Origin of the sequence: Hahella sp. CR1 (genome assembly GCF_029813005.1) — a bacterium.
Classification (GTDB): domain Bacteria; phylum Pseudomonadota; class Gammaproteobacteria; order Pseudomonadales; family Oleiphilaceae; genus Hahella.
Genome location: NZ_JAPELK010000016.1, coordinates 69,552 through 95,268, shown reverse-complemented (window position 1 = coordinate 95,268; position 25,717 = coordinate 69,552). Strand labels below are relative to the sequence as shown.

Sequence of the window (25,717 nt, the reverse complement as noted above, 5' to 3'; positions counted from 1 at the left end):
AAGGGTTTAAATCGTGAAGTATGTAAGCACCAGAGGCAAAGCGCCTGCGCTTAACTTTGAAGAGGTTCTGTTGACCGGGTTAGCTTCGGATGGCGGCCTGTACGTGCCTGAGTTTTTACCTCGTTTTACCCCTGAGGAGATTGCCTCTTGGGCTGGGCTGAGTTACCCGGAGCTGGCGGTCAAGGTCATGTATCCATTCGTGGAAGACTCTCTGTCTATCGAAGAGTTCACCGCGATCGTCAATGACGCATATTCAGAATTCGCTCATTCCGCTGTGGCGCCGCTGAAGCAGATTTCGGCGAATGAATGGGTGATGGAGCTATTTCACGGGCCCACTCTGGCGTTTAAGGATTACGCGCTGCAATTGCTGGGACGTTTGGTTGATCATTTCCTTGAAAAGCGTGGACAGAAAGTGGCGATTCTGGGAGCCACTTCCGGTGATACTGGATCTGCGGCGATTGAAGGCTGTCGTCATTCCAAGCATGTCGATATTTTCATTCTTCATCCCCATGGTCGCGTTTCTGAGGTTCAGCGTAGGCAAATGACTACGGCGCCGGGCGATAATGTTCATAATCTGGCGATCGAAGGAAACTTCGATGACTGTCAGCGGATGGTTAAGGCGAGCTTTGGCGATCAGGCGTTTTTGGGTGGTCGACCTCTCGTTGCGGTGAACTCGATCAACTGGGCGCGGATCATGGCGCAGATCGTTTACTATTTCCATGCCGGGCTGAGTGTGGGGGCGCCTCACCGTAGTGTCGCTTTCTCTGTGCCTACAGGGAATTTTGGCGATATCTTTGCTGGTTACCTCGCGCGCAATATGGGATTGCCGGTGAGCCAGTTGGTCATCGCCACAAATCGCAATGATGTGCTGCATCGTTTTATGAGCAATAACCAGTACAACCTGCAGCCATTACAACATACGCTATCTCCAAGTATGGATATTGTTGTGTCCAGCAACTTTGAGCGCCTGTTGTTTGATCTACATGGTCGTAATGGCTCTTTGTTGGCGGAACTTATGGAGAAGATGAATAAAGAGGATGTAGCAATTGAGGAGTATCGCTGGCGTCATGCCAGGGAGTTGTTTGACTCCTACGCTGTGGATGACGAATCTACTCTGGCGAGTATCGATCAGATTTATGCCGAAACGGAAGAGATTGTAGATCCGCATACAGCGATTGGCATCAAGGCCGCTCGAGCCTGCCGTCGCGATAAAAGTGCCCCAATGGTGATTCTGGCGACTGCGCACGCCGCGAAATTCCCTGAAGCTGTGGTTAAAGCCGGCGTCGAGGAAGAACCGAAGCTACCTGCTCATATGTCTGATCTGTTCGACAGAGAAGAGCGCTTCACGGTGTTGCCGAATGACTTGCAGGCGGTGCAGCGCTTTGTGCAGGATCAGCTCAAGAAATAATCTCCATTGACAGATCGTGGCGGTGACTATTTACATGGTCCCGTCACGAGTCACTCCTATTTAGCCAACCAACAAATTGGATAGCCGGTGAGCGAGCTCTCCCAAACCATATCGAAAAAACGTATCGAACGTCGTCCTGTTCCGGCGGAATGCCTTAATCAAGCTGGGCTTCCTCCTTTGCTGCAGCGGATCTATGCCTCCAGAGGCGTCGCCAGTTGTGATGAACTGGAGTACTCGTTAAGCCATCTGCTGCAACTGGATAGTCTGGCGGGCGCGCAAAGCGCAGCGGATATTCTGGCGGAAGCGTTGCAGCGCAATCAGCGCATAATTTTCGTAGGCGACTTTGACGCTGACGGAGCCACCAGTACGGCTTTGGGGGTGTTGGCGTTGCGTATGTTTGGCGCGGCCTATGTGGACTACATTGTCCCCAATCGTTTTGAGTTCGGCTATGGCCTGTCTCCTGAGATAGTCGATGTGGCGTTGTCACGTCAGCCGGATGTGCTGATTACGGTGGATAACGGCATCGCCAGCATTGAGGGCGTAAAAGCCGCCAAACGGGCTGGATTGCAAGTCATCGTGACAGACCATCACTTGGCGGGTGACGAGTTGCCGGAAGCTGACGCAATTGTTAATCCCAATCAACCCGGTTGCGACTTTCCCAGTAAATCTATCGCTGGGGTAGGAGTGATTTTCTACGTGATGCTGGCGTTGCGGCAGGCGTTACGCGACAAGGGGTGGTTCGCCGCTACGGGTATGATAGAGCCAAACCTGGCTAATTTACTGGATTTGGTTGCGCTGGGAACAGTCGCCGATGTGGTGTCGCTGGACGCTAACAACCGCATCCTGGTAGAGCAGGGGCTGCGACGCATCCGCGCCAAGCGCTGCCGCCCTGGCATTAATGCTCTGCTGCAAGTGGCTGGACGTAATCAGGAAAAGCTTAGCGCTTCCGATCTGGGGTTCTCAATTGCCCCGAGGCTCAATGCAGCGGGTCGTTTGGAAGATATGACCGTGGGCATCGAACTGTTGCTGACGGAGGATCCCACCAAGGCGTTGATGATTGCGCAGGAACTTGATGGATTGAATCAGGCGCGCAAAGAAATAGAGCGCGACATGCAAGCACAGGCGCTTTCGATTCTGGATCGTATGAACTGGACTTACGACAACCCTCCGGCGGCGGTTTGTCTTTATGATGAAAGCTGGCACCAGGGTGTGGTGGGAATTTTAGCTTCGCGCATCAAGGACCGTATGCACCGCCCCGTTATTGCTTTTGCGCCCGGAGATAATGGCGAGCTAAAAGGGTCGGCTCGATCAATACCCGGGTTGCATATTCGTGATGCGTTGGATGCGGTCGCCACCAAGCGCAGTGGGCTGTTGTCCAAGTTCGGCGGTCACGCCATGGCGGCGGGACTGTCTTTACGGCCGGAAAACTTCACTGCTTTTTCGGAAGCGTTTCAAGAGGTTGTCGCAGCGGCTGTGAGTGCGGACGATCTGCAGGCGAAACTCTTGACGGATGGCGAGCTGTCTCCCGAAGAGCTTTGCATGAATATGGCGATTACTTTGAAGAATGCGGGGCCGTGGGGGCAATCCTTTCCTGAGCCTCTGTTTGACGGCCAGTTCCGCATCGCCAGCTGCCGGATTGTCGGCGAGCGCCATCTCAAGATGACGCTGGCGGATAATCGCTCAGGCAATTGCTATGACGCGATATACTTCAATATTGATCCCGCGACGCCGTTCAGTGAATGGGACCGGGTAAAGGTGGTTTTCAGGCTCGACGTAAATGAGTTTCGCGGGCAGAGCAATCTGCAACTGCTCATCGAGTATCTGGAGCCTTATAATTAGGCTGTCTATCGTCTTTTCCTAGGTGTATCTCACTGTTCAGTTTGTTTACAATAGCGGGCTTTCTTTACGGTCGGCGGATGATCCGCTGCCGTGTTTCAACTGTTTTTTGAGGCCCCGACGATTATGTTAGAAGTGAATCCAATAGTTAATACCATCAAGGACTTGCGCTCCCGCGTAGAATCTTTACGGAGGTATCTTTGACTACGACGTCAAGAAAGAGCGTCTGGTTGAAGTAGAAAGGGAGCTCGAAGATCCCAGCGTGTGGAATAATCCTGAGCGCGCGCAAGGTCTTGGTAAAGAGCGTTCCTCCCTTGAAGTGGTAGTTAAAACCGTCGATGACGTGACCGGCGGATTGACGGATTGTTCCGACTTGCTGGATATGGCGGTGGAAGAGCAGGACGCGGATGCTGTCTCTGAAGTGGAAACCGAATTGGAGTCAATCCGCGCACAGGTGGAGACTTTGGAGTTCCGTCGGATGTTTGCGGGAGAAATGGACCCCAATAACGCCTACCTGGATATTCAGGCGGGTTCCGGCGGCACCGAAGCGCAGGATTGGGCGAGCATGATGCTGCGTATGTATCTGCGTTGGGGCGAGCGTCGTGGATTCAAAACTGACTTGATTGAGGAGTCCCCCGGTGAAGTGGCCGGTATCAAAAGCGCCACGATTCACTTCCAGGGTGAATACGCTTACGGCTGGCTGCGCACGGAAACGGGCGTACACCGTTTGGTGCGTAAGTCGCCGTTTGACTCTGGCAACCGTCGTCATACTTCCTTTGCGTCTGTGTTTGTTTCTCCAGAAGTGGATGACGATATCGAAATCGACATCAACCCGGCGGATCTGCGCATAGACGTTTATCGCGCCTCAGGCGCTGGCGGCCAGCACGTTAACCGGACTGAGTCCGCAGTACGTATCACGCACATGCCCTCCGGCATCGTGACGCAGTGCCAGAACGATCGTTCTCAGCACAAAAACAAAGATCAGGCCATGAAGCAGCTGAAAGCGAAACTGTATGAGCTTGAAATACAAAAGCGCAATGCCGAAGCGCAGCAACTGGAAGATAGTAAGTCCGATATTGGTTGGGGCAGCCAGATCCGGTCTTATGTTTTGGACCAGTCGCGTATCAAAGACTTGCGTACTTCAATAGAAAACTCCAATTGTCAGGCGGTGCTTGACGGCGATATTGATGAGTTTATCGAGGCGAGTTTGAAGCAGGGCCTGTAATCAGGCCCTTCGCTTATGTCTCGACCCGTAATTTTTGCTAATTGATTGATAAATAGTGGATTAAACAAACCATGACAGAGAACCAAAATCCTGCAATAGATGAAAACAAACTGATCGCTGAGCGCCGGGGCAAGCTGGGTAAGTTGCGGGAAAAGGGGCAGGCGTTTCCGAATGATTTTCGTCGCGACAGCTACTGTGCAGACCTGCAGGCTCGTTATGGTGATAAAAGCAAGGAAGAGCTGGAAGAAGCGGGCGTGCGCGCGAAAGTGTCTGGCCGCATCATGGCGATGCGTGGACCTTTTGTCGTCATACAGGACACGACGGGGCGTATTCAGCTGTACGTAGATCGTAAGGGCTTGCCGCCGGAACAGTTGGAAAACGTCAAACTGTGGGATTTGGGCGATATTGTGGCGGCGGAAGGCGCTCTGCATAAATCAGGCAAGGGCGATCTGTACGTGAATATGGAAAATCCGCGTTTGATGGTGAAAGCGTTGCGCCCTTTGCCGGACAAGCATAAAGGTCTGACGAACACTGAAATGCGCTATCGCCAGCGTTATCTGGACCTGATCACGAATGAAGAAGCGCGGGAAACCTTCCGTATTCGCTCCAAAGTGATCGAAAGCATCCGCTATTTCCTGACCAAGCGTGACTTTATTGAGGCGGAGACGCCGATGTTGCAGGTCATTCCTGGCGGCGCCACGGCGCGTCCCTTTGTGACCTATCACAATGCTCTGGATATTGAGATGTTCCTGCGTATCGCGCCGGAGCTTTATCTGAAGCGTCTGGTGGTCGGCGGCTTTGAGCGGGTATTTGAAATTAACCGCAACTTCCGCAATGAGGGTTTGTCCACTCGCCATAATCCTGAATTCACCATGATCGAATTCTATCAGGCGTTCGCAGACTACAAAGACCTGATGAACCTGACCGAGGAAATGCTGCGTTGGGTGGCTCAGGAAGCGCTGGGAACGACGGAAGTGCGCAACACCTCCAAGAATGCGGAGGGCGAGGTGGTCGATGAAATCGTCTATGACTTCGGCAAGCCTTTCCTGCGTATGACCGTCGTGGAGTCTATTCTTCACTTCAATCCTGAATTGACGCTGGCGGATATTGATAATATGGACGGCGCCAAAAAAGTGGCGACGGACCTGGGTATTCCTCTTAAAGCATCCTGGGGTCTGGGCAAGGTTCAAATCGAAATCTTCGAGAAGACAGTTGAGCATCGTTTGATGCAACCGACCTTTATTACTGAGTATCCGACGGAAGTATCGCCATTGGCGCGTCGTAATGACGATAATCCTTTCGTCACTGACAGGTTTGAGTTTTTCGTGGGCGGTAGAGAAATCGCTAACGGATTCTCGGAGTTGAACGATCCGGAAGATCAGGCTGAGCGCTTCCGTAAGCAAGTGGAAGAGAAAGAGGCGGGCGACGATGAAGCGATGTTCTTCGACGAAGACTACATCACCGCGCTTGAGCACGGCATGCCGCCTACTGCGGGTGAGGGCATTGGCATTGATCGATTGGTGATGCTGCTGACCGATTCGCCCTCAATTCGGGACGTTATTTTGTTCCCCCATATGCGCCCGTTGGCGGACTGATCGTTCCGCCACATTGAACGGATAGAGAAAAGGAGAATGCAGATGCAAAGCTGCGCAGAGGTGCTGTTTGGGGCTTTGGCCCCAGACACCCGCTGGAAGGACGCCCTGAAAGACGAGTTTTCCAAGCCCTACATGGTGCAACTGGAGCAGTTTCTTGGGGCGCAAGACGGACTGGGCAAGGTGATATACCCCAGCCTGGATAATTGCTTCAATGCTCTCAACTCGACGCCTTTTGAGAATGTGTCGGTAGTTATATTAGGGCAGGACCCTTATCACGGTCCGGGTCAGGCGCATGGGCTTAGCTTTTCTGTGCTGCCAGGGATAGCGCCGCCGCCATCGTTGGTGAATATCTTTAAGGAAATCAACAACGAGCTCGGATTGGGCGTGCCTGAGCATGGATGTCTGGCCTATTGGGCGCAACAAGGCGTTTTGCTGCTGAACAGCGTGCTGACTGTGGAGCAGAGCAAGGCCGCCTCGCACCAGGGGAAAGGCTGGGAGCAGTTCACTGACAGAGTGATACAGCTGATAAACAGCGAGCGGGAAAATGTGGTGTTTTTGTTGTGGGGCAGTTACGCCCAGCGCAAAGGCGCCTTTATCGACCGCCAGCGTCACTGCGTGTTGGAAAGTGTTCACCCGTCGCCGTTATCCGCCCATCGCGGTTTTATGGGGTGCGGTCATTTCGCCAGCACGAATGACTATCTGCGTGCTCATCAGAAGAAAGCGATTGACTGGCGACTGCCTCCGAAGGATCGATTGGACGAGAAGGGGCGACTGATCAAGAAAGAGCCAGCCTCTGTAGAGTAAGGCCAAAGCGGCGGACCCAGGTCCGCCGTTTTTCGTTTGCGTCAGGAAGGTGAAAGCAGCGCCATGGCGGCTTCCATTTCCGCGCTTAAATCCTCCGCTTCGTTCATGTCTATTTCCGGGTCGAGTCCGAGTCGGTTGAACGCCGATATCTGCCCCCAATCCATCTCCGTATAAGGATGTTGGCTGCCTATCAGGCTTTGCAGCTTGGCGACCATTACCACATCTGCGTAATCGACACTGGGCGCTTCCCGATGGAAGTTGCTGAACTCTGTAGGCACGATTTGGAGTTCTGCAGGGAAGTCCCACTTTTTGAGAATGTATTGCCCAATCGTGGGCTGAAGGGTTTCGATCAGCTTGTCGAGAGTTTCATTGTCGACATGAATGTCGTGGTGTTCGATATAGGTCAGTACAGGTAGGGCGCCGATCTGGTGCACCAGTCCCGCCAAGGTCGCTTGGTCGGGTTTTAACTTAGTGTAGTGTTGCGCGAGCACGTGGCAGATGCCGGCCACTTCCGTACTGCTGCGCCAGATTTCCCGCATGCGTTGATCTATCTGTTCCGAGGTGGCCTGGAACATTTGCTCCATCGCCAGCCCTGTCGCGAGGTTTGCGGTGTAGGCCATGCCGAGGCGGCCAATCGCCATGGTCAGGTTCGATATTTCCCTGCTGCCGCGTAAAAGCGGGCTGTTGCATACACGTATAATGCGGGCCGTCATGGCGGTGTCGTTGCTAATGACTTTAGCGAGGTCCTGAACGGAGGAGTCCGGGTTCTCCGCCACTTCTCGAACTTGCAGAGCGACCTCCGGAAGGGTGGGCAGCACCAGCTTATCGGAATCTATTGCCTGAAGTATGTCTGCTTTGATTTTCTCTTCTAATTCTGCCATTTGCATATCCGTGAATAGGTTGGCTGCATTGGATTCGGGCCCACTGAGAAGCGCTTCCGCCTCTTGCAAGGTCCAATTTAAGTTATAGCAGAATTTTTGGGGGATGCTTGTCGGCGGCGCATAGAAACGCGCCGCTAAGGCTTGGAATTATGCTAAAGCTTTCTCTTTGTGTTACTAACTTCTTCAATTGCGTAGGGAAGTTCAAGTAGTTGCAATGAGGCGTCCGGAGCCTCCTCCAGACGTGGCGCTTTGTCCATTGCCGCAGACTTATCCAGCACGGCTAGGATTTGTCCTTGAGCGCTGCGCACGACTGAACCAATGCGGACGCCGGTCTCGTCGATAACCGCTGAGCCGGGCGCAGGGGTTAAGTTATCAGAAAAGAGTAAAAACATGCGTTTCTTCAAGGTGCCGAGGTATTGCATGCGGGCGACGATTTCTTGCCCCGTATAGCAGCCCTTCTTGAAGCTGATGGCGCCCAGCGCCTGCAGGTTCAGCATTTGCGGGATAAACTCATCCAGGGTCTCAGGGTAAACCTCTCCCAACCCTGAGAGAACTTCCAGGCGTTCCCAATCCTCAATAGAGCCGGCCGCGCATTGATTGTCCAGCTCTGGTATTACCTTTGACGCCCGGTCGATATCCAGCCAGCACTCCACTCGGGAGGCTTCTCCCGGTGTGCGGATAAGCAACATGCCTTCGCCGGACTGACTGGCATCTGCGGAAGTAGGAATGTTAGACGAGATAGGCTGCAGCCCATCCAGATCTCCGCTCAGCCCTATCACGCCCCAATTTTCCAGCAAGGTGACAGTGCACTTATAAAACACCTTGTACTTATTAAGATGAGCGAGAAAGCTTTGCGCGACTTCCACGGGAAGTCTCAACAAATAGCAGTCAGGTTCGGCTTGCGCTATGCGGAACAATGCAACCATGCGGCCCTTGGGGGTGCAGCAGGCGGCCAGCGAAGAATGATTGCTGGTAATATCCTGAACGTCGCAGGTAAATTGACCTTGCATGAATTTGATGGCGTCGGGCCCTTTTATTTCCAGTAAGGCGACGTTGGTCAGCCTGTGGAGATGCGGGGCGTTGTCGCTTACCTGCGCCGCTGGGGTATTTACGGGGGCGGCGAAGGCGTTCCAAAAGGACGTCATATAGATGGATCTCCCTTAATTCCTGGCGAAGCGTAAACAAACTCGAAAACGGCGAAATGCATCCGGATCGCAATTATCCCGGACGAGAAACACCAAGTCTCGCCAGCCTGTATGACAAACCAGCAAGGTAACAATTGGAGTGACGCAAGTGTCTCCGTGCAGACGGGTATCCAGCTCGCGTTGATTGCGCTTGAATAGCCTGACTTTCACGTCTTCGTCGCCGGTTTTTTCATAGCGGATTTTTATCACGCTAGTCGGCCAGGTTAACAGAGCATACTGGCCGACGGTGAAGACAAAATGAGCGCCTAACAGGGCGCTCAAAGAAAGTTTTAGCCAGATCGGCATCGCCAGAGCCAACAACACTACGCCAATCAGTCCGAAAAAGACGGTAAAGAACAGCGTCAACTGTAGCGATGGTCGCAACTCAATCGTAGCTTGGTTGAACACGGTCTAGGATGATTTTAACGATGCGCGCCAGATCGGGATCTTCCGGCGTGGATTTTTGCATAAACCACTGGAACATATCCGTATCTTCACACTCTAAGAGCATACGGTAGCGCGCTTTGTCTTCGTCCGGGAGTTCGGGGTAGGCTTCCTTGAGAAAGGGAACCAGCAGCACGTCCAACTCCAGCATTCCGCGTCGGCTGTGCCAGAATAAACGCTTGTATTCTACATCTTCAGTCATGTGCGCCTCTGTATGTTGCCCGTGGGCCGTCATTCTGGCTGCATGATAACGGTCCCAGGCTCTCGCCGCCACCCATGGCGGCGTGAAACTTTATCGGGGCGATTTATAAACGTTCACCAAGGCTCAGCGGGAAAATTAACGGGGGTTAAAATCGTGTTTTCCGGCGTTTTGAGCGGGTGGGGGTAGTCCAGGGTGTAATGCAGGCCGCGGCTTTCTTTGCGTTGAATCGCCGAGCAGATAATCAGGTCCGCAACCGTCACCAGATTACGCAGCTCAAGCAGGTCATTGGACACTTTATAGTTGCTGTAATACTCACGGATTTCCTGATGCAACAGGTCTACGCGATGCTTGGCGCGTTGCAGGCGTTTGTTGGTCCGTACGATGCCGACGTAGTCCCACATGAAGCGGCGCAGTTCGTCCCAGTTGTGCGAGATCACAACATCTTCGTCGGAGTCTGTCACCTGACTTTCGTCCCAGGAGGGAGCGGGCGGCGGCTCTGGCGTGTGGGCGATACGGCTGGCGATGTCTTCTGCGCAGGACTTTCCGAATACCAGGCACTCCAGCAGGGAGTTGCTGGCCATGCGGTTAGCCCCGTGGAGTCCGGTAAATGCAGTTTCGCCTACGGCGTATAGAGAGTTCAGGTCCGTACGGCCGGCGCTGTCGGTAACCACGCCTCCGCAGGTGTAGTGAGCGGCGGGAACCACGGGAATGGGCTCTTTGGTGATATCAATACCGTAAGACAGGCAGCGCTGGTGCACTGTGGGAAAATGTCCGAGGATAAAATCTTTGTCTTTATGGCTGATATCCAGATACAGGCAGTCCGCGCCAAGTCGTTTCATTTCGTGGTCGATGGCGCGGGCGACGACGTCACGTGGAGCGAGCTCTTCGCGCTCGTCAAACTGACCCATGAAGCGCTTGCCGTTGGGTAGTAGAAGCTTGCCGCCTTCGCCGCGAACGGCTTCTGTAATCAAAAAGGATTTCGCTTGAGGATGATAGAGGCATGTCGGGTGGAATTGATTGAATTCCATGTTGCCCATGCGGCAGCCTGCGCGCCAGGCCATAGCGATGCCGTCGCCGGTGGCCACGTCAGGATTGCTGGTATAGAGGTAGACTTTGCTGGCGCCGCCGGTGGCGAGCACCACAAATTTGGCGCGGAACAGCTCCACATGGCTGGTTTTCTTATTCAACACATAAGCGCCGACACAGCGGTTGCCGGGAAGAAACAGCTTGCTATGAGTGATCAGGTCGATGCCGACGCGGTCTTCGAATATTTCAATATTGGCTTTTTCGCGCGCGCGGTCGGCCAGAGAGCCGGATACTGCGCGGCCGGTGGCGTCTGCGGCGTGGACAATCCGGCGGTGGCTATGTCCGCCTTCCTTGGTGAGGTGGTATTTTTGCGTGGATTCTTCGGATTCGTCCGTATCGAACTGCACTCCCTGGGAGATCAGCCATTCAATCGCCTCACGACCATGTTCAACGGTAAAGCGTACGCTGTCTTTGTCGCACAGCCCTGCGCCGGCCACCAGTGTGTCCTGCAGATGGGATTCTGTGCTGTCGTCATCGTCCAGCACCGCTGCGATACCGCCTTGCGCCCAGAGCGTGGAGCCGCTTTTGAGCTCAGTCTTGGACAATACCGCCACTCTTAAATCGGAAGGAAGATTCAGGGCGACGGTAAGGCCAGCGGCGCCGCTGCCGATAATGAGAACATCGTGTTCGAAGCTTAAACTCATAGCCTTTGCGTGACTCCAGCAATCAGGAAAAAACAGCCAGGAAAAAGGGCCGGATAGTTGTTGGGCCCAAGCAGAATAGCTGAATATACTAACATTAATGGCTAAGAGTGAACTATCCGAAAAAAGTTGTGTCTATAGGGCTATGCAATCAACTTTTATAGACGCAGCAAACGGTGGTTCTTTTATGTCAGTGCAGGTTTTGACCGCTCTTGAATCAACGCGTGGTCGCGCTGAATTACTGGATAATAAGGAAAATATGAGCGCTCCTAACAAGACGACAGACCAACAATTGGTTGAGCGGGTTCAGCGTGGCGACAAGCGCGCCTTTGACATGCTTGTGGTGAAATATCAAAGCAAAGTCATGGCGATTATCGCCCGCTATATCCGCGATCATCACGAAGTGATGGATGTTGCGCAGGAAGCCTTCATCAAAGCCTATAAGGCGCTCGCCAATTTTCGGGGTGAGAGCGCGTTTTACACTTGGCTTTACCGTATCGCTATCAATGCGGCGAAAAATCACCTTATGGCTCAAGGGCGTCGCCCCCCAGGGGAGGATGTGGACGCGGACGAGGCGGTTTTATATGAGGGCGGCTCCGCTTTGAAAGATATTGACTCCCCTGAGCGCCAAGTACACCGCGATCAGGTTAAACAGGCGATATTCCAGGCGCTGGATGAGTTGCCTGAAGATTTACGCTCAGCCCTGACGCTGCGTGAGTTCGATGGCCTTAGCTATGAAGAAATCGCAGAGATCATGCAATGCCCCGTAGGGACTGTGCGATCGAGAATTTTCAGGGCCCGGGACGCGGTGGATGCGCGAATTGCGCCGATGTTGGAACAGAAAATGCGCGCCTGAAATGGGCGGAGAACGAGGGAAGGCTGGAGCGTCATGGGTTTTTCCAACGGGGACGCCGGGAATCACCAGGGTTGGCGAAATGAAAAGTATTACAGAGAAGCCGGAGCGGCGCACAGGCTCCGGATTTGCAGAGGTTGACGGTTATGAATGAACGACTGAAAGAATCTATGTCCGCGCTTTTGGATGGAGAAGCGGATGAGCTGGAGGTGCGCCGTATATTGGCGCAGTCCCACGATGAAGAGGTGATGGCGACCTGGAGTCGGTATCAGCGTGTTCGCGATGAGCTCCACGAAGAGGCTGCGCAATGGGCGCATGTTGATCTGAGGCAGGGCATTTGGTCAGCGCTGGAGGAAGAGGAAGGCGTTGATCGCAATGAGAACGTTGTAGAAGAGGAGGCTGAGCCAGAAGAGGCTCGCGCCGGCGGCGGTTGGTGGCGAGGAGTCGCTGTTGCAGCGTCGGTCGCTTTCGCTGCTGTATTTATGGTGGAATTCTCCGGCGGGCCAAACACGACGCAACCTGCTCCTGCGGTCGCCAGCGGACAGCAAAGTGCGCCGGCGTTGAATGTGAACGGCGCCGGCTCTCATTTGGTGGCGGATTCCGGTGCGGAAAGCGAAGATGCGGTTCAATTCTCCGCAGAGCATGCGAGAAGGTTGAACGCCTATTTGATGAAGCATGCCGAGCAGGCTGCGCTAAACGGCTCGCAGGTTATTTCTCCTTATGCCCGTTTGAGCGCCTTTGAGGTGGTAGAGGGGCAAGGAACGGAGCAGCGCAGGTAAGCAATGAAACTGGTAATTCGTAAAGCGGCGGCGATCAAGGATGATATCCGACAGTGGAGTCTGGTCTGGGTTTTAGCGCTGATGTCTTTGATTTCGGCGTCAGCGCAGGCGTCAGGGCCGCAAGAATGGCTGCAGCGCATGTTGGAGGCGCGTCAGGAACTCTCTTACCGTGGCGCATTTATCTATAGCCGTGGTGATGAAATGAGCTCAATGAAGGTCTTTCATCGTTCGCAGAATGGCGTTGAGAAAGAGCGTTTGGTCGCCATGGACGGTGAGATGAGGGAGATCATTCGAGACGGAGACATGCTGATTTGCGTGTTTCCCGGCGGCAAGCAGGTTCGACTGGAGCAGGCTGCCTACACCGGGCCTTTTCCGGGGGCGGTTTTGAATGGCGGCTCCGATGTTGACTCGGTCTACGAGTTGAAAATGGCCGGAGAGGAGCGGGTAGCCGGGCATGATGTGTTGAAAATGGCGGTCATGGCCAAGGATCAGTACCGCTACAGCTACTACCTGTGGCTGGAGAAAAACTCCGGTATGCTGCTCAAATCTCTTCTGACCAACCGTAAGGGCGAGGTGCTGGAGCACTTCCAGTACACGGTGCTGGAGCTGGGGGCGCAAGTGACGGACCAGGAGCTGGCGCCTTCAATGCCTGAGGCGGATACTAAAGCGTTAGAGCCAAAACAAGGAGAAACCTCAGAGACTTTGCCGGAGCAATGGATGCCCGCCTGGCTTCCGAAGGGGTTCAGCATGTCGCCTAACGTAACCAAGCGCAACGATATAATGCCTGGAGATATGCGCACGCAGGTATACAGCGACGGTTTGACCATGTTCAGCATATTTGTCGAAGAGAATAGCCCCCAGGCCATGCCGGAAGGGGCTTCACGCATGGGAGCGACCACTGCTTACTCGAAACATATCAGGCACGGAGGCATGACCTACGTCATTACGGTTGTGGGTGAGGTGCCCATTGAGACAGTCAAGCGGGTGGCGGATAATATGAAGTCAAGTCCATCCGCTGGAGACGCCTCTTGATACTGGAAACCGGAAAAGTTGTTGCTGTCGGCGACCATGAAGTCTGGGTAAGGACCATCAGGGAGTCCGTCTGCCAGAGCTGCTCAGCCCGAAAGGGCTGCGGTTCGCGACTTCTCAATCAGATGAGCGATGGCGCCTCGACCCAGATTAAAGTGGCGAAAACGTTTGATGTCGACGTCGGAGACGAAGTGGAGATTGGCGTTGCTGAGCAGGCGTTGCTCAACGCCTCTCTGTTGGTTTATCTGGCGCCTCTGATTGCGATGATCATTTTGGCTGGGGTCAGTCAATCTCTGCTGCATTGGCCGGATCTTGGCGTGGCCCTGGCGGGCCTGTCAGGACTGGGCTTAGGCTTTGTTTTTGTTAAAATCTTGTCATCAAGGCTGTCTTGCAATCCCTCCTACCATCCCCAATTATTACGCAAGCTTTGTTAAGCGTCGTATAGCCTAGTTCCAATTGTCTAAAGGAAATCTGACGCCACTATGTGAGCCGAGAGGCGTTGGCTCGTCTGGTTGGAGCGCCTGGGTCAAACGACTGTGCCCATGCTTCGCGTGGGTGGTTTGGGTAACCAAGTGGAGTTGCATATGAAGGTTTGTCAGAAATATACGGCGGTTTTGCTGGTTTGGATGAGCGCCGTCATCAGCATGCGAGCAGGGGCCGTTGATCTACCTGACTTCACCGGATTGGTGGAGAAAACTTCTCCGGCGGTGGTAAACATCAGCACCGTACGTAAAGTCGGAGACGATAGCGCCCAGTATTATTTTGGCGGTCCCGAGCAAGATCAGATTCCTGAATTCTTTCGTCACTTCTTTGGCGACCCATACCGTCGCAGAGGCCCGCAGGAAGCCCAGTCCATGGGGTCGGGCTTCATCGTGTCCAAAGATGGCTACATCCTTACCAACAACCATGTCGTAGCGGGCGCAGATGAAATCTTCGTCCGGCTGATGGACCGTCGTGAACTGACGGCGAAGCTGATCGGATCGGATGAAAAGTCGGATTTGGCGGTTTTGAAGGTGGAAGCGGATGATCTGCCTGTTCTTAAGTTGGGCAAGTCTTCTGAGTTAAAGGTGGGTGAGTGGGTTGTCGCCATTGGCTCTCCGTTTGGATTTGAATATACCGTGACGGCAGGCATCGTCAGCGCCAAGGGGCGCAGCCTGCCGAATGAAAGTTACGTCCCTTTTATCCAGACGGACGTGGCGATTAATCCTGGCAATTCGGGCGGGCCGCTGTTCAACCTCGAAGGGGAGGTTGTCGGCATCAACTCTCAGATTTACACCCGTTCAGGTGGATTCATGGGCGTTTCATTTGCGATTCCTATTGATGTTGCATTGGATGTGATGAATCAGCTGAAAGACACCGGCGCGGTCAAGCGCGGTTGGTTGGGTGTGCTGATTCAGGAAGTGAATAAGGATCTGGCGGAGTCCTTCAATCTCAACAAGCCGCGTGGCGCATTGGTGGCGCAGGTCATGAAAGGTTCCCCCGCCGATAAGGCCGGCCTGCAGCCAGGGGACGTCATTGTCAGCTATAACGGCAATGAGATTGGATTGTCCTCTGAGTTGCCGCATCTGGTAGGGCGCACCACGCCGGGAGTGAAGGCGACAATGAAAGTGGTTCGACGTGGGGATGAAATGGATGTCGATGTCGAGATCGGTCAGTTGCCGGCGGACGACAACGGCGTGGCCAGCGTACCGGCAGGTCAGACCGCTCCGCAGAATAACGCCCTGAACTTACAGGTTCGCGATCTGACGGATGAAGAAAAAGAGAGCATGCAGGTATCGAGAGGCGTCATGGTGGCGCAAGTGTTCCCAGGACCTGCGGCGACGGCGGGAATTCAGCCCAATGACGTGATCAGCAGCATCAACAACAAAGATGTAGAGTCCGTGGCGCAGTTCCATGAGGTGGTTGAGAAGCTGCCGGTTGGCAAGTCGCTGCCAGTACTGATTATCCGTCAGGGCAATCCAGCATTCATTGTATTGAAGCTGAACAACAAGTAGGCCCAGGTCTGACTGGGCAAGCGGGCGGCCGGGTTTCTTAGGGTGAAGCCCGGCCGTTGCTCGTTTTATTGTAGGGAAAGTGGCGTTTCTCCCAATATCGGTGTGAATTCTGAGGGTATTTTGTTAATTCGCTGCAATTTACTCGGCGGAGCTGTTAAAATTTCGCCGCCTTCAACTTTGAATCTGAGTGACAGTAGTCCGTGAGTAAACTCAACCATATTAGAAATTTTTCTATCATTGCCCACATCGACCATGGCAAGTCCACTTTGGCTGACCGCTTTATTCAATATTGCGGCGGTTTGTCTGATCGGGAAATGTCCGAACAGGTACTCGACTCTATGGATATCGAGCGAGAGCGGGGCATTACCATCAAGGCGCAGAGCGTAACGCTCTATTACGACGCAAAAGATGGCTCCCGTTATCAGCTGAATTTTATCGATACTCCCGGACACGTGGACTTCTCTTATGAAGTTTCTCGTTCTTTGGCCGCCTGTGAAGGCGCTTTGCTGGTGGTTGACGCCGCGCAAGGCGTTGAAGCACAGTCTGTGGCGAACTGTTACACCGCCATCGAAATGGGGCTGGAAGTTATTCCCATTCTGAACAAGATGGACCTGCCGCAGGCGGAACCAGCGCGCGTGCGCCATGAAATTGAAGAGATCATCGGCATTGACGCCGCCGGCGCCGTGGAAGCCAGCGCCAAAGCTGGTATGGGCATCCAGGAGAGTCTGGAGCAAATTGTTCAGTTAGTGCCGCCCCCTGAAGGCGATCCGGATGCGCCGTTGCAAGCCCTTATTATCGACTCCTGGTTTGATAACTATCTGGGCGTTGTGTCTTTGGTGCGGGTTAAAAACGGAACGCTGAACAAAGGCGATAAAATCCTGATCAAGTCGACCAAGACCCAGGAGCTGGTGACTTCAATCGGCGTATTCACCCCGAAGCGTACGGAGACCGGCTGCCTGAAGGCGGGGGAAGTGGGATATGTTATCGCTGGCATTAAAGATATCCACGGAGCTCCCGTCGGTGACACCATTACACTGGCGAAAACGCCGGATGTAGCTTCTTTGCCTGGGTTCAAACGTGTGCAGCCTCAGGTATACGCGGGCGTATTCCCCGTCAGCTCTGACGACTACGAAGACTTCCGTGATGCGTTGGACAAGTTGACGCTCAACGATGCGTCATTATTTTTCGAGCCCGAAACCTCTGACGCCTTAGGGTTTGGTTTCCGCTGCGGCTTCCTGGGGATGCTGCATATGGAAATTATCCAGGAGCGCTTGGAGCGGGAATACGACCTGGATTTGATCACTACTGCGCCGACGGTAGTCTATGAAGTCCTGACCAAAAAGAACGAAGTCATTAAAGTCGATAACCCTTCCAGGCTGCCGGACCCTGGGTTTATTGAGGAAATGCGCGAGCCTATCGTTGAGGCCAATATTCTTGTGCCGCAGACTTATCTTGGCAACGTCATCGCTCTCTGTGTGGAGAAGCGCGGCGTACAGAAGAATATGCAGTTCCTGGGGAACCAGGTCGCACTATCCTATGAATTGCCGATGGGAGAAGTCGTACTGGACTTCTTTGATCGACTCAAGTCGGTAAGCCGCGGCTATGCGTCTTTGGACTACCACTTTGTTCGTTTCCAGGCCGCTAACCTGGTGCGTCTGGATATTCTGATCAATGGCGATAAAGTCGATGCATTGGCGCTGATCGTTCACCGCGATAACTCCGCCTCGCGTGGCCGCCTGCTGACGGAAAAAATGAAAGAGCTGATTCCGCGTCAAATGTTCGATGTGGCGATTCAGGCGGCTATCGGTGGACAGATTGTATCCAGAACTACCGTTAAAGCGTTACGCAAGAACGTATTGGCCAAATGTTATGGCGGCGACGTTTCACGGAAGAAAAAGCTGTTGCAGAAGCAGAAAGAAGGTAAGAAGCGGATGAAGCAGGTGGGCAGCGTTGAAATTCCACAGGACGCGTTTCTCGCTGTGCTGAAGGTCGATAAATAAGCCAAATTGCGGACTGAAAGCAATAAATACAAACTGAATAGGACACACGATGGACTTTGATTTCTCTTTGATTCTGGTTGTACTGACCCTGGTCTCAGGTCTGATTTGGTTAGGCTTTTGGCTATTTGTTAAGGTCAGGACGCGTGGGGGAAGCAACGCGATGATCAAAGAGCCGGTTGTGGTGGAGTATTCCCGGTCTTTCTTTCCTGTTCTGTTTTTGGTATTGGTGGTCCGCTCCTTTCTTATCGAGCCCTTCCAGATCCCGTCCCAATCCATGATGCCTACTCTGGAAGTGGGCGACTTTATCCTTGTTAACAAGTATTCCTATGGGCTGCGAGTTCCTGTTTTGGGGTATAAGTTCCTGGATTTGGGAGATCCGCAACGGGGAGATGTGATGGTGTTTCGCACTCCGGAAGATAACACTACCAACTATATCAAGCGAGTAGTGGGTGTTCCTGGCGATACAGTGGAATATAAAGACAAGCGGCTGACCATCAATGGTGAGCCTATTGATGAAAAGCTAATCGCCGCATTGCCCGCGGGCGCTCCCAGAGAGCTTTATTACGAAGAGCAACTGGGTGAAAAACTTCATCGCATCATAAAGGAAAACTATCCAAACACTGGGCATGAAGGCAAATGGGTCGTGCCGGAAGGCAAATATTTCATGATGGGCGACAACCGGGATCGCAGTAAAGATAGTCGTTACATCGGACTTGTGCCAGATGAAAATATCGTTGGTAGGGCATTCGCTATCTGGATGCACTGGGAAAAGTTTTTGTCATTGCCCTCTTTCTCACGAGTTGGTTCGATACAGTAAGTGCGCATTAGTGTAAAAACAGTGAGTTAACGTCTACTCTCTAAATAATATCGATTAATAAAAGGATGATAAGGAGTGAATATGCGCAAGAATCAACAGGGTGCTTCTTTTGTCATGGTGTTGGTTTGGATACTGATAGGTATTTCCGTTATCACTTTAGGGTTGAAGATTGGGCCTATTTATATTGATGACTTTGCGGTTTCTTCTTCTCTGGATGGCCTGAAGCGTGAATCTGACTTGGCCAAGCTGTCAAACGAGCAAATTATTTCCCACCTGGACAAACACTTTACTGTTAACAGCGTGCGTAACTTTGATAAAAAAAATATAAAAATCACTCGAGAAAAAACAAAGGTCGTTGTGGCGTTAATATATGAAGTTCGCACCAATATTGTCAGTAATATTGATGCCGTTGTTTCATTTCATCATCAATTGGAAGCCAATAATCAGTGACAGCTAAGCTGGAAAGACTGCAACGTGCGCTTGGATATACATTTAAAGAGCCTGCTTTGCTTACTTTGGCGCTTACCCACCGCAGCTTCGGTGGTCGTAATAATGAGCGCTTGGAATTTTTAGGGGACTCTGTCCTCAATTTTATTATCGCCGATTACCTCTTTGGTCGTTTTGAAGAAGCGCGGGAAGGGCAGTTGAGTCGTTTGCGCGCCAGAATGGTAAAAGGGGTGACTCTGGCTGAAATCGCCAGGGAATTTGATCTGGGTGAGTATCTGCGCCTAGGGTCAGGGGAGATGAAGAGCGGCGGCTTTCGTCGGGAATCTATCCTGGCTGATGCGTTGGAGTCCATCATTGGCGCCATTTATTTAGATGCTGGCTTTGAAGTCTGCGCCGACAGGGTGCTTAACTGGTTTGAAACCCGTTTGCAGAAGCTTAACCTCAAGGATACTCAGAAAGACTCCAAGACACGTTTGCAGGAATATTTGCAGGCGCGTCAGCTTAATCTGCCACGCTACGAGGTTATTTCCGTACAGGGAGAAGCGCATGCCCAAACTTTCCATGTGCGGTGTGAAATAGACGGCCTGTCTGACCCGACAGAAGGGACTGGCGGCAGCCGGAGAGTGGCGGAGCAGAAAGCGGCGAAACAAGCATTGGTGGCGTTAGGAGTGGATCAGTGAGTATTGAAGTAAGTTCACAAGAAAATAGCCGCTGCGGTTATGTTGCGATTGTAGGTCGGCCGAACGTAGGTAAGTCCACCCTGTTGAACCATATACTGGGGCAGAAGATCAGTATTACCTCGAAGAAGCCGCAAACTACCCGGCATCAGATTTTAGGTATCAAGACAGAGGGTGACTACCAGGCTATTTATGTCGATACGCCAGGCTTGCACCAGTTGGACAAGAAAGCCCTTAATCGGGTGCTGAACAAAGCGTCCTCTTCAGCGATTAAAGATGCGGATGTGATAGTTTTTGTCGTTGATAGGAAGCGCTGGACAGAAGAAGACGACTACGTCTTGTCAAAAATCGCCAAGGTGAATCGTCCGCGCATTCTGGCGATCAATAAAGTGGACAAGCTGGAAAATAAAGACGATCTGCTGCCATTTATCGATAAAGTGCAGAAGATGTGCGAGTTTCAGCACATTATTCCACTTTCCGCTCTACGTGGACTGAATATTGATCGATTGGAAACTGTTATTAACGAAATGCTGCCGCAGGGGATTCATTTCTTCCCTGAAGATCAAATCACGGATCGTAGCGAACGTTTTATGGCGGTGGAAATTATTCGTGAAAAAGTCATGCGCCAGTTAGGCAACGAAGTGCCTTATGAAATTGCTGTAGAGATCGAGCAGTTTAAGCGTGAAGGCGCATTGCTGCGTATTAGCGCTCTGATCCTGGTGGAAAGAGAAGGTCAGAAAAAGATTGTGATCGGCCAGAAAGGGGAGCGAATCAAGCGGATTGGTTCCGATGCGCGTAAGGACATGGAAAAGTTGTTTGAAAGCAAAGTCATGTTGGAAACCTGGGTGAAAGTGAAGTCTGGCTGGAGCGATAACGAGCGCGCTCTGCAAAGCCTGGGTTACGACGACCGCTAACGGAAATATCGGCCGCTATGCACCGGGTTTCGCTGCAAGCCGCCTATGTGCTGCATAGTCGGCCGTATCGCGAAAGCAGCCAGATTGTCGATCTGCTTACCGAAGCTGACGGTAAAGCTTCCGCTGTTATGAAAGGCGGCGGTCGCAGGAAAGGCGCTCTAAACACACTCCAGCCTTTTACTGAACTGGAGGTTGAGCTGGGAGGGCGCGGCGAACTCAAATCCCTCATTCGATGCGAAACCACTAACCTCCGTTATCCTCTGGCGGGGGCCGCTATCTATGCTGGCCTTTATCTCAATGAGTTGTTGCTGAAGCTGCTGCAGCCATTGGAAAGCAGTCGGGACGTTTTTGACGCTTATAAATCAAGCCTGACATTTTTGTCGCTTCCCCAAACGAATCTTGAGCCCGGATTACGGGAGTTGGAGTTTACGCTGCTTAATGAGCTGGGCTTTGGCGTGGATTTTTGTGTCGAGAGCGCGACAGGGGATGTGGTGAAAAGTAATATTGCTTATCACTTTTCCCTTACCGAAGGCGTTAGTCGAACGCCAGAGCCATACTCAATTGTGATAGAGGGGCGGCATCTGCTTGCAATGGCTGAGCGGGACTGGTCTGTTCCTGGGAGTCTCGCCGCCGCCAAGAAGCTGACGCGTCGCTGCCTGGATGAACTGTTAGGCGGTCGTCCGCTGCACTCCCGGGAGCTGATGCGCAGTTACCTTAAACTAACTAAGGGCTAACCGCCGCCGAAGTCAGGTACTGCGAAATCCCAGCCTCGCTAGGACTGAGGAGCTGACTGAGTTTGATACTCCCTGAACTCCGTTTGCCAGTCATTTCTGTCTGACCAGTAAAGCACTCTTTCTATCTCTTCAAAGAGCGCGGAAACAGCCGTTTCCAGTGGCTCTACGTCGCGCTTGATCTGTCCTTCCAGCTCCGCTGCCGCGTTGCGTAGCAAGGGGACTCCGCAGTAGCGCGTCGCGCCATGCAGGCGGTGAACACGCTCCAGCAGCTCAGACCTGTCCTGTTGCTCCCAGGCGCTTTCAATAGACTTGCGCTCTTCCGGTAGATTCTCAAGCAGCATGGAAAATAACTCTTCCGCCAGTCCTTTTTTGCCTCCAGCAAGCGTGACGCAACTGCGAATATCCACACATGGCTCGGTGGCGGCTTTCACTGACGGCTTTATCTTGCCGGGCTCTCGCACAGGCTGTTGAGTCAGCAATGGTTGCGGGGACAACTGGAAGCCGGTTCTGCGCTCTATAATGCGCTGCAGTTCATCTTCATTAGTGGGTTTGGTGAGGTAGTCGTCAAAGCCGCTCTGTAATAGCTGTTTGCGCTCTTCTGACATCGCGTGCGCGGTGAGGGCGATGATCGGCGTGCGTCGCTTGCCTGCCTCAAACTCACGAATCTTGATCGTAGTTTCCACTCCGTCCATTCCAGGCATTTGTACGTCCATGAAAATCACGTCAAAGCGCTTCTGCTTGGCTTTGGTGAGTGCTTCGTAGCCGCTCATGGCGGTTTCCACCACGGCTCCCAGGTCTAACAGAAAGGCTTCCACCAGTTTGAGGTTGGCGAGGTTGTCATCAACCGCTAATACCAACGGCTTGCGGCCGCTGGTGGCGTTCAGTTGCTTGATGGATATTGCTGATGGGGCTTCCTCTTCTTCAGAACGTCCTTCAATCAGCCAGCTAAGCGCATTCGCCAGCCGTCGCTGTGACGCCGGCTTGATCAGGAACGTTGAGGCGTCAGTCAATATTGGCGGCTCTTCGTTGCCGGTGTCGATGGTGGGGGTCAGTATTAGCGTTCGGCAGTCGAGTTTATATTCCAGCTTGCGCACGGTCTGCAGGTACGAGTTAGAACGCAAGTGGTGGCGGGTCAGGCCAATAATCGCGACGGCGAAGCCTTCGCCTTTGCGTTGAGCCTCTTCCACCTTGTCCGCCAAGTCTTTGATATTGTCCACCTGCGTGACATTGGAGCCCCATTTGTTGAGTGTGTGCTCCACCGCCAGTCCAGTTTTTTTCTGGTGCTCAAGATAGATGACGCGCTCGCCCTCGAACAAACGGTGGTTAAGCTCGTTGTCCGGTTGGTTGGGGGCGATTTCAACAGGAAGCTCGATCCAGAATGTCGACCCTTTGCCAAGCTCGCTCTCTACTCCGATCTGACCGCCCATTTGCTCGGTTAGGCGTCTGGAAATGACCAGACCAAGACCCGTGCCGCCAAAACGCCTTGCCGTTGACGCATCCGCCTGACTGAATGCGCTGAAGAGCGTCTGCTGCTGAACGCGAGAGAGTCCTACGCCGCTGTCTGTGACCGTTATTTTGATGAGCGAGCGCTCGTCGGACTCGTCCTCCAGCATGACGCGCACCACCACTTCGCCGCTTTGAGTGAATTTAATACCGTTGTTGACCAGATTGGTGACGATCTGTTTGATGCGCAGCGGATCGCCCATGATGTGGCTGGGAACATCGGAATAGACGAGTCCCGCCAGATCCAGGTTTTTCTCGTGGGCCCCCGGGGCGAGCATGGTGAGAACGTCTTCCACGATTTCCTGAAGGTTGACGGTGGTGTTGTCCAGCACCAGCTTGCCAGCCTCGATTTTTGAGAAGTCGAGGATGTCGTTGATGATCGTCAGCAGGATCTCGGACGACTTCAGGATGGTGTTGAGCTGGTCCCGTTGCTGTGGTCCCAAATTGGATTTCAGCAGAAGATGCGTGAACCCGATGATGCCGTTAAGCGGTGTGCGGATTTCATGGGACATGTTGGCGAGAAACTCGGACTTCACCCGGCTGGCTTCGATCGCTTCTTTGCGAGCCATGTCCAATTCAATATTCTGGATTTCTATGGTTTCCAGAGTCTCTCTCAGGTCTTCCGTGGCTTGATCTATATTCTGCTGCATCTCACTGCGGGCCTTGGCGAGAGCTTCCGCCATGGAGTTGATGCCGTCTTGCAGCAAAGCCAGCTCGGGGCTCGCTTCTATATAGACACGTGTGTCCAGCTTGCCTTCTTTTATACGAGTAAGCGCTTGCGCCACTTGAGACAGTGGCGAGGTAAGGTCGCGACTTAAACGCAACGCCAGGATAGTGCAGACAATAATTGCGCTGAACACGGCGCTGACGGCAAAGAGAATGGTCCGATATTTGGCGACCTGTGTCGGCGCTCGGGAGACTTCAATGACAGCCCAGCCCAAAATGTTGTCCTGCAGACCATTGGTGGTTTCAGACTCCTGTAAGTTGGCGTCTTCGCTCAGGCTAAGGTCCTGTAAGGTGACCGGCGCGGTGAAGCGCAGCACATCCTCGCTGGAGTAAATCGTAAGCTGGGTGGATAAGCTGGCGGGGATTGTATGCTCTTCCTGAATGCGCGGACCGGCATGGGCCAATATCTGACGCTGGCGTCCGTAAATCGAGACTGAACGAATGTCTTTCTCTTCCAATACGGCGTTGGTTAACCCAATCAATTGACGACGGTTTCCGGTGAAAACGCCATACTCCGCAGCGTTTGCGAGGTGACGGGCGGAGTCGGAGCCGCGCTCCAGAAGCACGTCGCTAAGATCGTCCAGGCGTGTAAATACAAAGGCTGCGGACAACGTGAACGCAATAGTGAGCGATGGCGCCAAGGTCAATAAGATGACCTTTACTTTTATTCCCCAACGTTTCATGCAGGGGCCCTTCGGCGGCTTGTAGAGGAGGCGCGGATAAACGGCATATTATGGTATTTATGATATAAAGTGATTTTTATATTAAAAAAGAATATATCGCCACTCTCAGATTATTGCTTATCATGGCCGATGTTCGGCCAATATCAAGTCCGAACGCGGCTATCGACGGAAATGGTTCGATGGCGTAACAGGGACCGGATTTTTGCTCAGGCGACGTCGAGTCATTGTCACAGCGCCGCCGCAGCGGACAAGGACTTTTCCGATTCTACAGCTAATTGATTGAATTTAAAAAGAAGCGAACGTTAAAGATGTCATACCCCACGATTGAAGCCTACGTTGGAAACACACCGCTTGTTCGATTGCAGAGACTGCCCGGCGACACCAGTAACGTCATTCTGGCGAAACTTGAAGGGAATAATCCAGCGGGATCAGTCAAAGACCGTCCCGCCATGAGCATGATTCATGAGGCGGAAAATCGGGGCGACATCCGGCCTGGCGATAGGTTGATTGAAGCGACCAGCGGCAATACCGGGATTGCTCTGGCTATGGCTGCAGCGATCAAAGGCTACCGTATGGTCCTGATCATGCCTGCGCATATGAGTGAAGAGCGCCGCGCCGCAATGACCGCCTATGGTGCGGAAATCATCTCGGTATCCAAAGAAGAGGGCATGGAAGGCGCGCGTGACCTCGCCAAGCAAATGGAGTCAGAAGGAAAAGGCAAGGTGCTGGATCAGTTCGCTAACCCGGATAACCCCCTGGCGCACTACAAGACGACGGGCCCGGAAATCTGGCGGCAAACTGATGGCGCTATTACTCACTTCGTCAGCTCCATGGGAACCACCGGCACCATCATGGGGACCTCTCGTTACCTCAAAGAGCGCAATCCGGAGATTCAGATTGTCGGGCTGCAGCCTGCTGACGGAGCCTCTATTCCTGGCATTCGTCGCTGGCCGGAAGAGTATCTGCCCAAAATATACCAGCCTGAGTCCGTGGATCTGGTTTTGGATATCGCTCAACAGGAAGCCGAAGAGACCATGCGCGCCCTGGCCCGGGAAGAGGGGATCTTCTGTGGCGTATCTTCCGGCGGCGCCATCGCTGGAGCGCTGCGAATTTCCCGTGAGGTTGAAAATGCGGTGATCGTCGCCATTATCTGTGATCGGGGCGACCGCTACCTGTCTACCGGCGTATTCCGCGGCTAAAGCGGTCGCGCCGGAGCGTGACGCCAAAGCCCTTATATCTGTTGCGGGAGGCCGCT

General features: G+C 53.1%; 23 protein-coding genes. 17 read left to right on the top strand and 6 right to left on the bottom strand.

Annotated elements, in window-relative coordinates; translation table 11 throughout:
• The first annotated feature begins 13 nt into the window (after window positions 1–13).
• The 5 genes from thrC to ung all read left to right on the top strand — a co-directional run bounded on the left by thrC (window position 14) and on the right by ung (window position 6,868).
• The gene (thrC, locus tag ONV78_RS27750) at window positions 14–1,408 is read left to right on the top strand and encodes a threonine synthase (RefSeq protein WP_279507788.1); all 1,395 of its coding nucleotides are present in this window, start codon (window positions 14–16) and stop codon (window positions 1,406–1,408) included.
• A gap of 180 nt (window positions 1,409–1,588) precedes the next feature.
• Window positions 1,589–3,247: a single-stranded-DNA-specific exonuclease RecJ gene (gene recJ / locus ONV78_RS27745; RefSeq protein ID WP_279507800.1), complete on the top strand. Its 1,659-nt coding sequence runs from the start codon at window positions 1,589–1,591 to the stop codon at window positions 3,245–3,247.
• Between the two features lie 123 nt (window positions 3,248–3,370).
• Window positions 3,371–4,469 (top strand): peptide chain release factor 2 gene (gene prfB, locus ONV78_RS27740; RefSeq protein ID WP_279507787.1). Its coding sequence is split into 2 segments (ribosomal slippage): window positions 3,371–3,445 and window positions 3,447–4,469, totalling 1,098 coding nucleotides; the frame shifts between segments, so codons are not numbered across the junction.
• A gap of 71 nt (window positions 4,470–4,540) precedes the next feature.
• A complete protein-coding gene (gene lysS / locus ONV78_RS27735) occupies window positions 4,541–6,064 on the top strand; it encodes a lysine--tRNA ligase (RefSeq protein ID WP_279507786.1) in 1,524 nt (507 codons plus the stop codon).
• A gap of 42 nt (window positions 6,065–6,106) precedes the next feature.
• Window positions 6,107–6,868 carry a uracil-DNA glycosylase gene (gene ung / locus ONV78_RS27730; RefSeq protein WP_279507785.1) on the top strand — a complete coding sequence of 254 codons (762 nt, stop codon included), beginning with the start codon at window positions 6,107–6,109 and terminating at the stop codon, window positions 6,866–6,868.
• Window positions 6,869–6,909: 41 nt separating this feature from the next.
• On the opposite strand, the gene ONV78_RS27725 is transcribed toward ung, so the two are convergent.
• The 5 genes from ONV78_RS27725 to nadB all read right to left on the bottom strand — a co-directional run bounded on the left by ONV78_RS27725 (window position 6,910) and on the right by nadB (window position 11,309).
• Window positions 6,910–7,749, bottom strand: coding sequence for an HDOD domain-containing protein (locus ONV78_RS27725; protein WP_279507784.1), 840 nt, complete (start codon window positions 7,747–7,749; stop codon window positions 6,910–6,912).
• Between the two features lie 152 nt (window positions 7,750–7,901).
• Entirely contained in the window at window positions 7,902–8,894 is a 993-nt protein-coding gene (locus tag ONV78_RS27720; protein ID WP_279507783.1) for a hypothetical protein, read from the bottom strand.
• Window positions 8,895–8,909: 15 nt separating this feature from the next.
• Window positions 8,910–9,341, bottom strand: a complete 432-nt coding sequence (locus tag ONV78_RS27715) for a protein YgfX (protein WP_279507782.1) — start codon at window positions 9,339–9,341, stop codon at window positions 8,910–8,912.
• Window positions 9,319–9,579 (bottom strand): succinate dehydrogenase assembly factor 2, encoded by a 261-nt coding sequence (locus tag ONV78_RS27710; protein WP_011395704.1) that lies wholly within the window; start codon window positions 9,577–9,579, stop codon window positions 9,319–9,321. Before ONV78_RS27710 ends, ONV78_RS27715 begins: the two co-directional genes overlap by 23 nt.
• A gap of 113 nt (window positions 9,580–9,692) precedes the next feature.
• Complete coding sequence (nadB, locus tag ONV78_RS27705; RefSeq protein ID WP_216738492.1) at window positions 9,693–11,309, bottom strand: L-aspartate oxidase; 1,617 nt, start codon at window positions 11,307–11,309, stop codon at window positions 9,693–9,695.
• Between the two features lie 256 nt (window positions 11,310–11,565).
• Here nadB and rpoE point away from each other — a divergent pair, with 256 nt between their 5' ends.
• The 11 genes from rpoE to recO all read left to right on the top strand — a co-directional run bounded on the left by rpoE (window position 11,566) and on the right by recO (window position 21,550).
• Window positions 11,566–12,162 carry an RNA polymerase sigma factor RpoE gene (gene rpoE, locus ONV78_RS27700; protein ID WP_216738491.1) on the top strand — a complete coding sequence of 199 codons (597 nt, stop codon included), beginning with the start codon at window positions 11,566–11,568 and terminating at the stop codon, window positions 12,160–12,162.
• A 143-nt stretch (window positions 12,163–12,305) separates the two neighbouring features.
• A complete protein-coding gene (locus ONV78_RS27695; RefSeq protein WP_279507781.1) occupies window positions 12,306–12,938 on the top strand; it encodes a sigma-E factor negative regulatory protein in 633 nt (210 codons plus the stop codon).
• A 3-nt stretch (window positions 12,939–12,941) separates the two neighbouring features.
• On the top strand, window positions 12,942–13,970 hold the full coding sequence (locus ONV78_RS27690) for a MucB/RseB C-terminal domain-containing protein (protein ID WP_279507780.1): 1,029 nt from the start codon (window positions 12,942–12,944) through the stop codon (window positions 13,968–13,970).
• Window positions 13,967–14,401, top strand: a complete 435-nt coding sequence (locus tag ONV78_RS27685) for a SoxR reducing system RseC family protein (protein ID WP_279507779.1) — start codon at window positions 13,967–13,969, stop codon at window positions 14,399–14,401. The genes ONV78_RS27690 and ONV78_RS27685 overlap by 4 nt, the downstream gene beginning before the upstream one ends.
• A 150-nt stretch (window positions 14,402–14,551) precedes the next feature.
• A complete protein-coding gene (locus ONV78_RS27680) occupies window positions 14,552–15,961 on the top strand; it encodes a DegQ family serine endoprotease (RefSeq protein WP_279507778.1) in 1,410 nt (469 codons plus the stop codon).
• A 200-nt stretch (window positions 15,962–16,161) separates the two neighbouring features.
• Window positions 16,162–17,961, top strand: a complete 1,800-nt coding sequence (gene lepA / locus ONV78_RS27675; RefSeq protein WP_216738486.1) for a translation elongation factor 4 — start codon at window positions 16,162–16,164, stop codon at window positions 17,959–17,961.
• 49 nt (window positions 17,962–18,010) lie between these two features.
• Window positions 18,011–18,778: a signal peptidase I gene (lepB, locus tag ONV78_RS27670; protein WP_279507777.1), complete on the top strand. Its 768-nt coding sequence runs from the start codon at window positions 18,011–18,013 to the stop codon at window positions 18,776–18,778.
• Between the two features lie 81 nt (window positions 18,779–18,859).
• Window positions 18,860–19,228 carry a DUF4845 domain-containing protein gene (locus tag ONV78_RS27665; RefSeq protein ID WP_279507776.1) on the top strand — a complete coding sequence of 123 codons (369 nt, stop codon included), beginning with the start codon at window positions 18,860–18,862 and terminating at the stop codon, window positions 19,226–19,228.
• Complete coding sequence (rnc, locus tag ONV78_RS27660) at window positions 19,225–19,905, top strand: ribonuclease III (RefSeq protein WP_216738483.1); 681 nt, start codon at window positions 19,225–19,227, stop codon at window positions 19,903–19,905. The genes ONV78_RS27665 and rnc overlap by 4 nt, the downstream gene beginning before the upstream one ends.
• Complete coding sequence (gene era, locus ONV78_RS27655; RefSeq protein ID WP_216738482.1) at window positions 19,902–20,816, top strand: GTPase Era; 915 nt, start codon at window positions 19,902–19,904, stop codon at window positions 20,814–20,816. Before rnc ends, era begins: the two co-directional genes overlap by 4 nt.
• A 17-nt stretch (window positions 20,817–20,833) precedes the next feature.
• The gene (gene recO / locus ONV78_RS27650; RefSeq protein ID WP_279507775.1) at window positions 20,834–21,550 is read left to right on the top strand and encodes a DNA repair protein RecO; all 717 of its coding nucleotides are present in this window, start codon (window positions 20,834–20,836) and stop codon (window positions 21,548–21,550) included.
• 38 nt (window positions 21,551–21,588) lie between these two features.
• Here the strand turns inward: recO and ONV78_RS27645 are convergent, their stop codons facing one another.
• Entirely contained in the window at window positions 21,589–24,462 is a 2,874-nt protein-coding gene (locus ONV78_RS27645; RefSeq protein ID WP_216738480.1) for a response regulator, read from the bottom strand.
• Between the two features lie 308 nt (window positions 24,463–24,770).
• On the opposite strand from ONV78_RS27645, the gene cysM reads away from it, so the two are divergent.
• A complete protein-coding gene (cysM, locus tag ONV78_RS27640) occupies window positions 24,771–25,661 on the top strand; it encodes a cysteine synthase CysM (RefSeq protein WP_279507774.1) in 891 nt (296 codons plus the stop codon).
• Window positions 25,662–25,717 lie beyond the last annotated feature (56 nt).

Excerpts from the sequence above, each read along its gene's own strand:
- ONV78_RS27680 (WP_279507778.1), top strand. The coding sequence starts at position 14,552 with ATGAAGGTTTGTCAGAAATATACGGCGGTTTTGCTGGTTTGGATGAGC.
- ung (WP_279507785.1), top strand. The coding sequence starts at position 6,107 with ATGCAAAGCTGCGCAGAGGTGCTGTTTGGGGCTTTGGCCCCAGACACC.
- ONV78_RS27665 (WP_279507776.1), top strand. The coding sequence starts at position 18,860 with ATGCGCAAGAATCAACAGGGTGCTTCTTTTGTCATGGTGTTGGTTTGG.
- ONV78_RS27710 (WP_011395704.1), bottom strand. The coding sequence starts at position 9,579 with ATGACTGAAGATGTAGAATACAAGCGTTTATTCTGGCACAGCCGACGC.
- lysS (WP_279507786.1), top strand. The coding sequence starts at position 4,541 with ATGACAGAGAACCAAAATCCTGCAATAGATGAAAACAAACTGATCGCT.
- ONV78_RS27690 (WP_279507780.1), top strand. The coding sequence starts at position 12,942 with ATGAAACTGGTAATTCGTAAAGCGGCGGCGATCAAGGATGATATCCGA.
- rpoE (WP_216738491.1), top strand. The coding sequence starts at position 11,566 with ATGAGCGCTCCTAACAAGACGACAGACCAACAATTGGTTGAGCGGGTT.
- cysM (WP_279507774.1), top strand. The coding sequence starts at position 24,771 with ATGTCATACCCCACGATTGAAGCCTACGTTGGAAACACACCGCTTGTT.
- lepB (WP_279507777.1), top strand. The coding sequence starts at position 18,011 with ATGGACTTTGATTTCTCTTTGATTCTGGTTGTACTGACCCTGGTCTCA.
- ONV78_RS27645 (WP_216738480.1), bottom strand. The coding sequence starts at position 24,462 with ATGAAACGTTGGGGAATAAAAGTAAAGGTCATCTTATTGACCTTGGCG.
- recO (WP_279507775.1), top strand. The coding sequence starts at position 20,834 with ATGCACCGGGTTTCGCTGCAAGCCGCCTATGTGCTGCATAGTCGGCCG.
- nadB (WP_216738492.1), bottom strand. The coding sequence starts at position 11,309 with ATGAGTTTAAGCTTCGAACACGATGTTCTCATTATCGGCAGCGGCGCC.
- ONV78_RS27695 (WP_279507781.1), top strand. The coding sequence starts at position 12,306 with ATGAATGAACGACTGAAAGAATCTATGTCCGCGCTTTTGGATGGAGAA.
- ONV78_RS27725 (WP_279507784.1), bottom strand. The coding sequence starts at position 7,749 with ATGGCAGAATTAGAAGAGAAAATCAAAGCAGACATACTTCAGGCAATA.
- ONV78_RS27720 (WP_279507783.1), bottom strand. The coding sequence starts at position 8,894 with ATGACGTCCTTTTGGAACGCCTTCGCCGCCCCCGTAAATACCCCAGCG.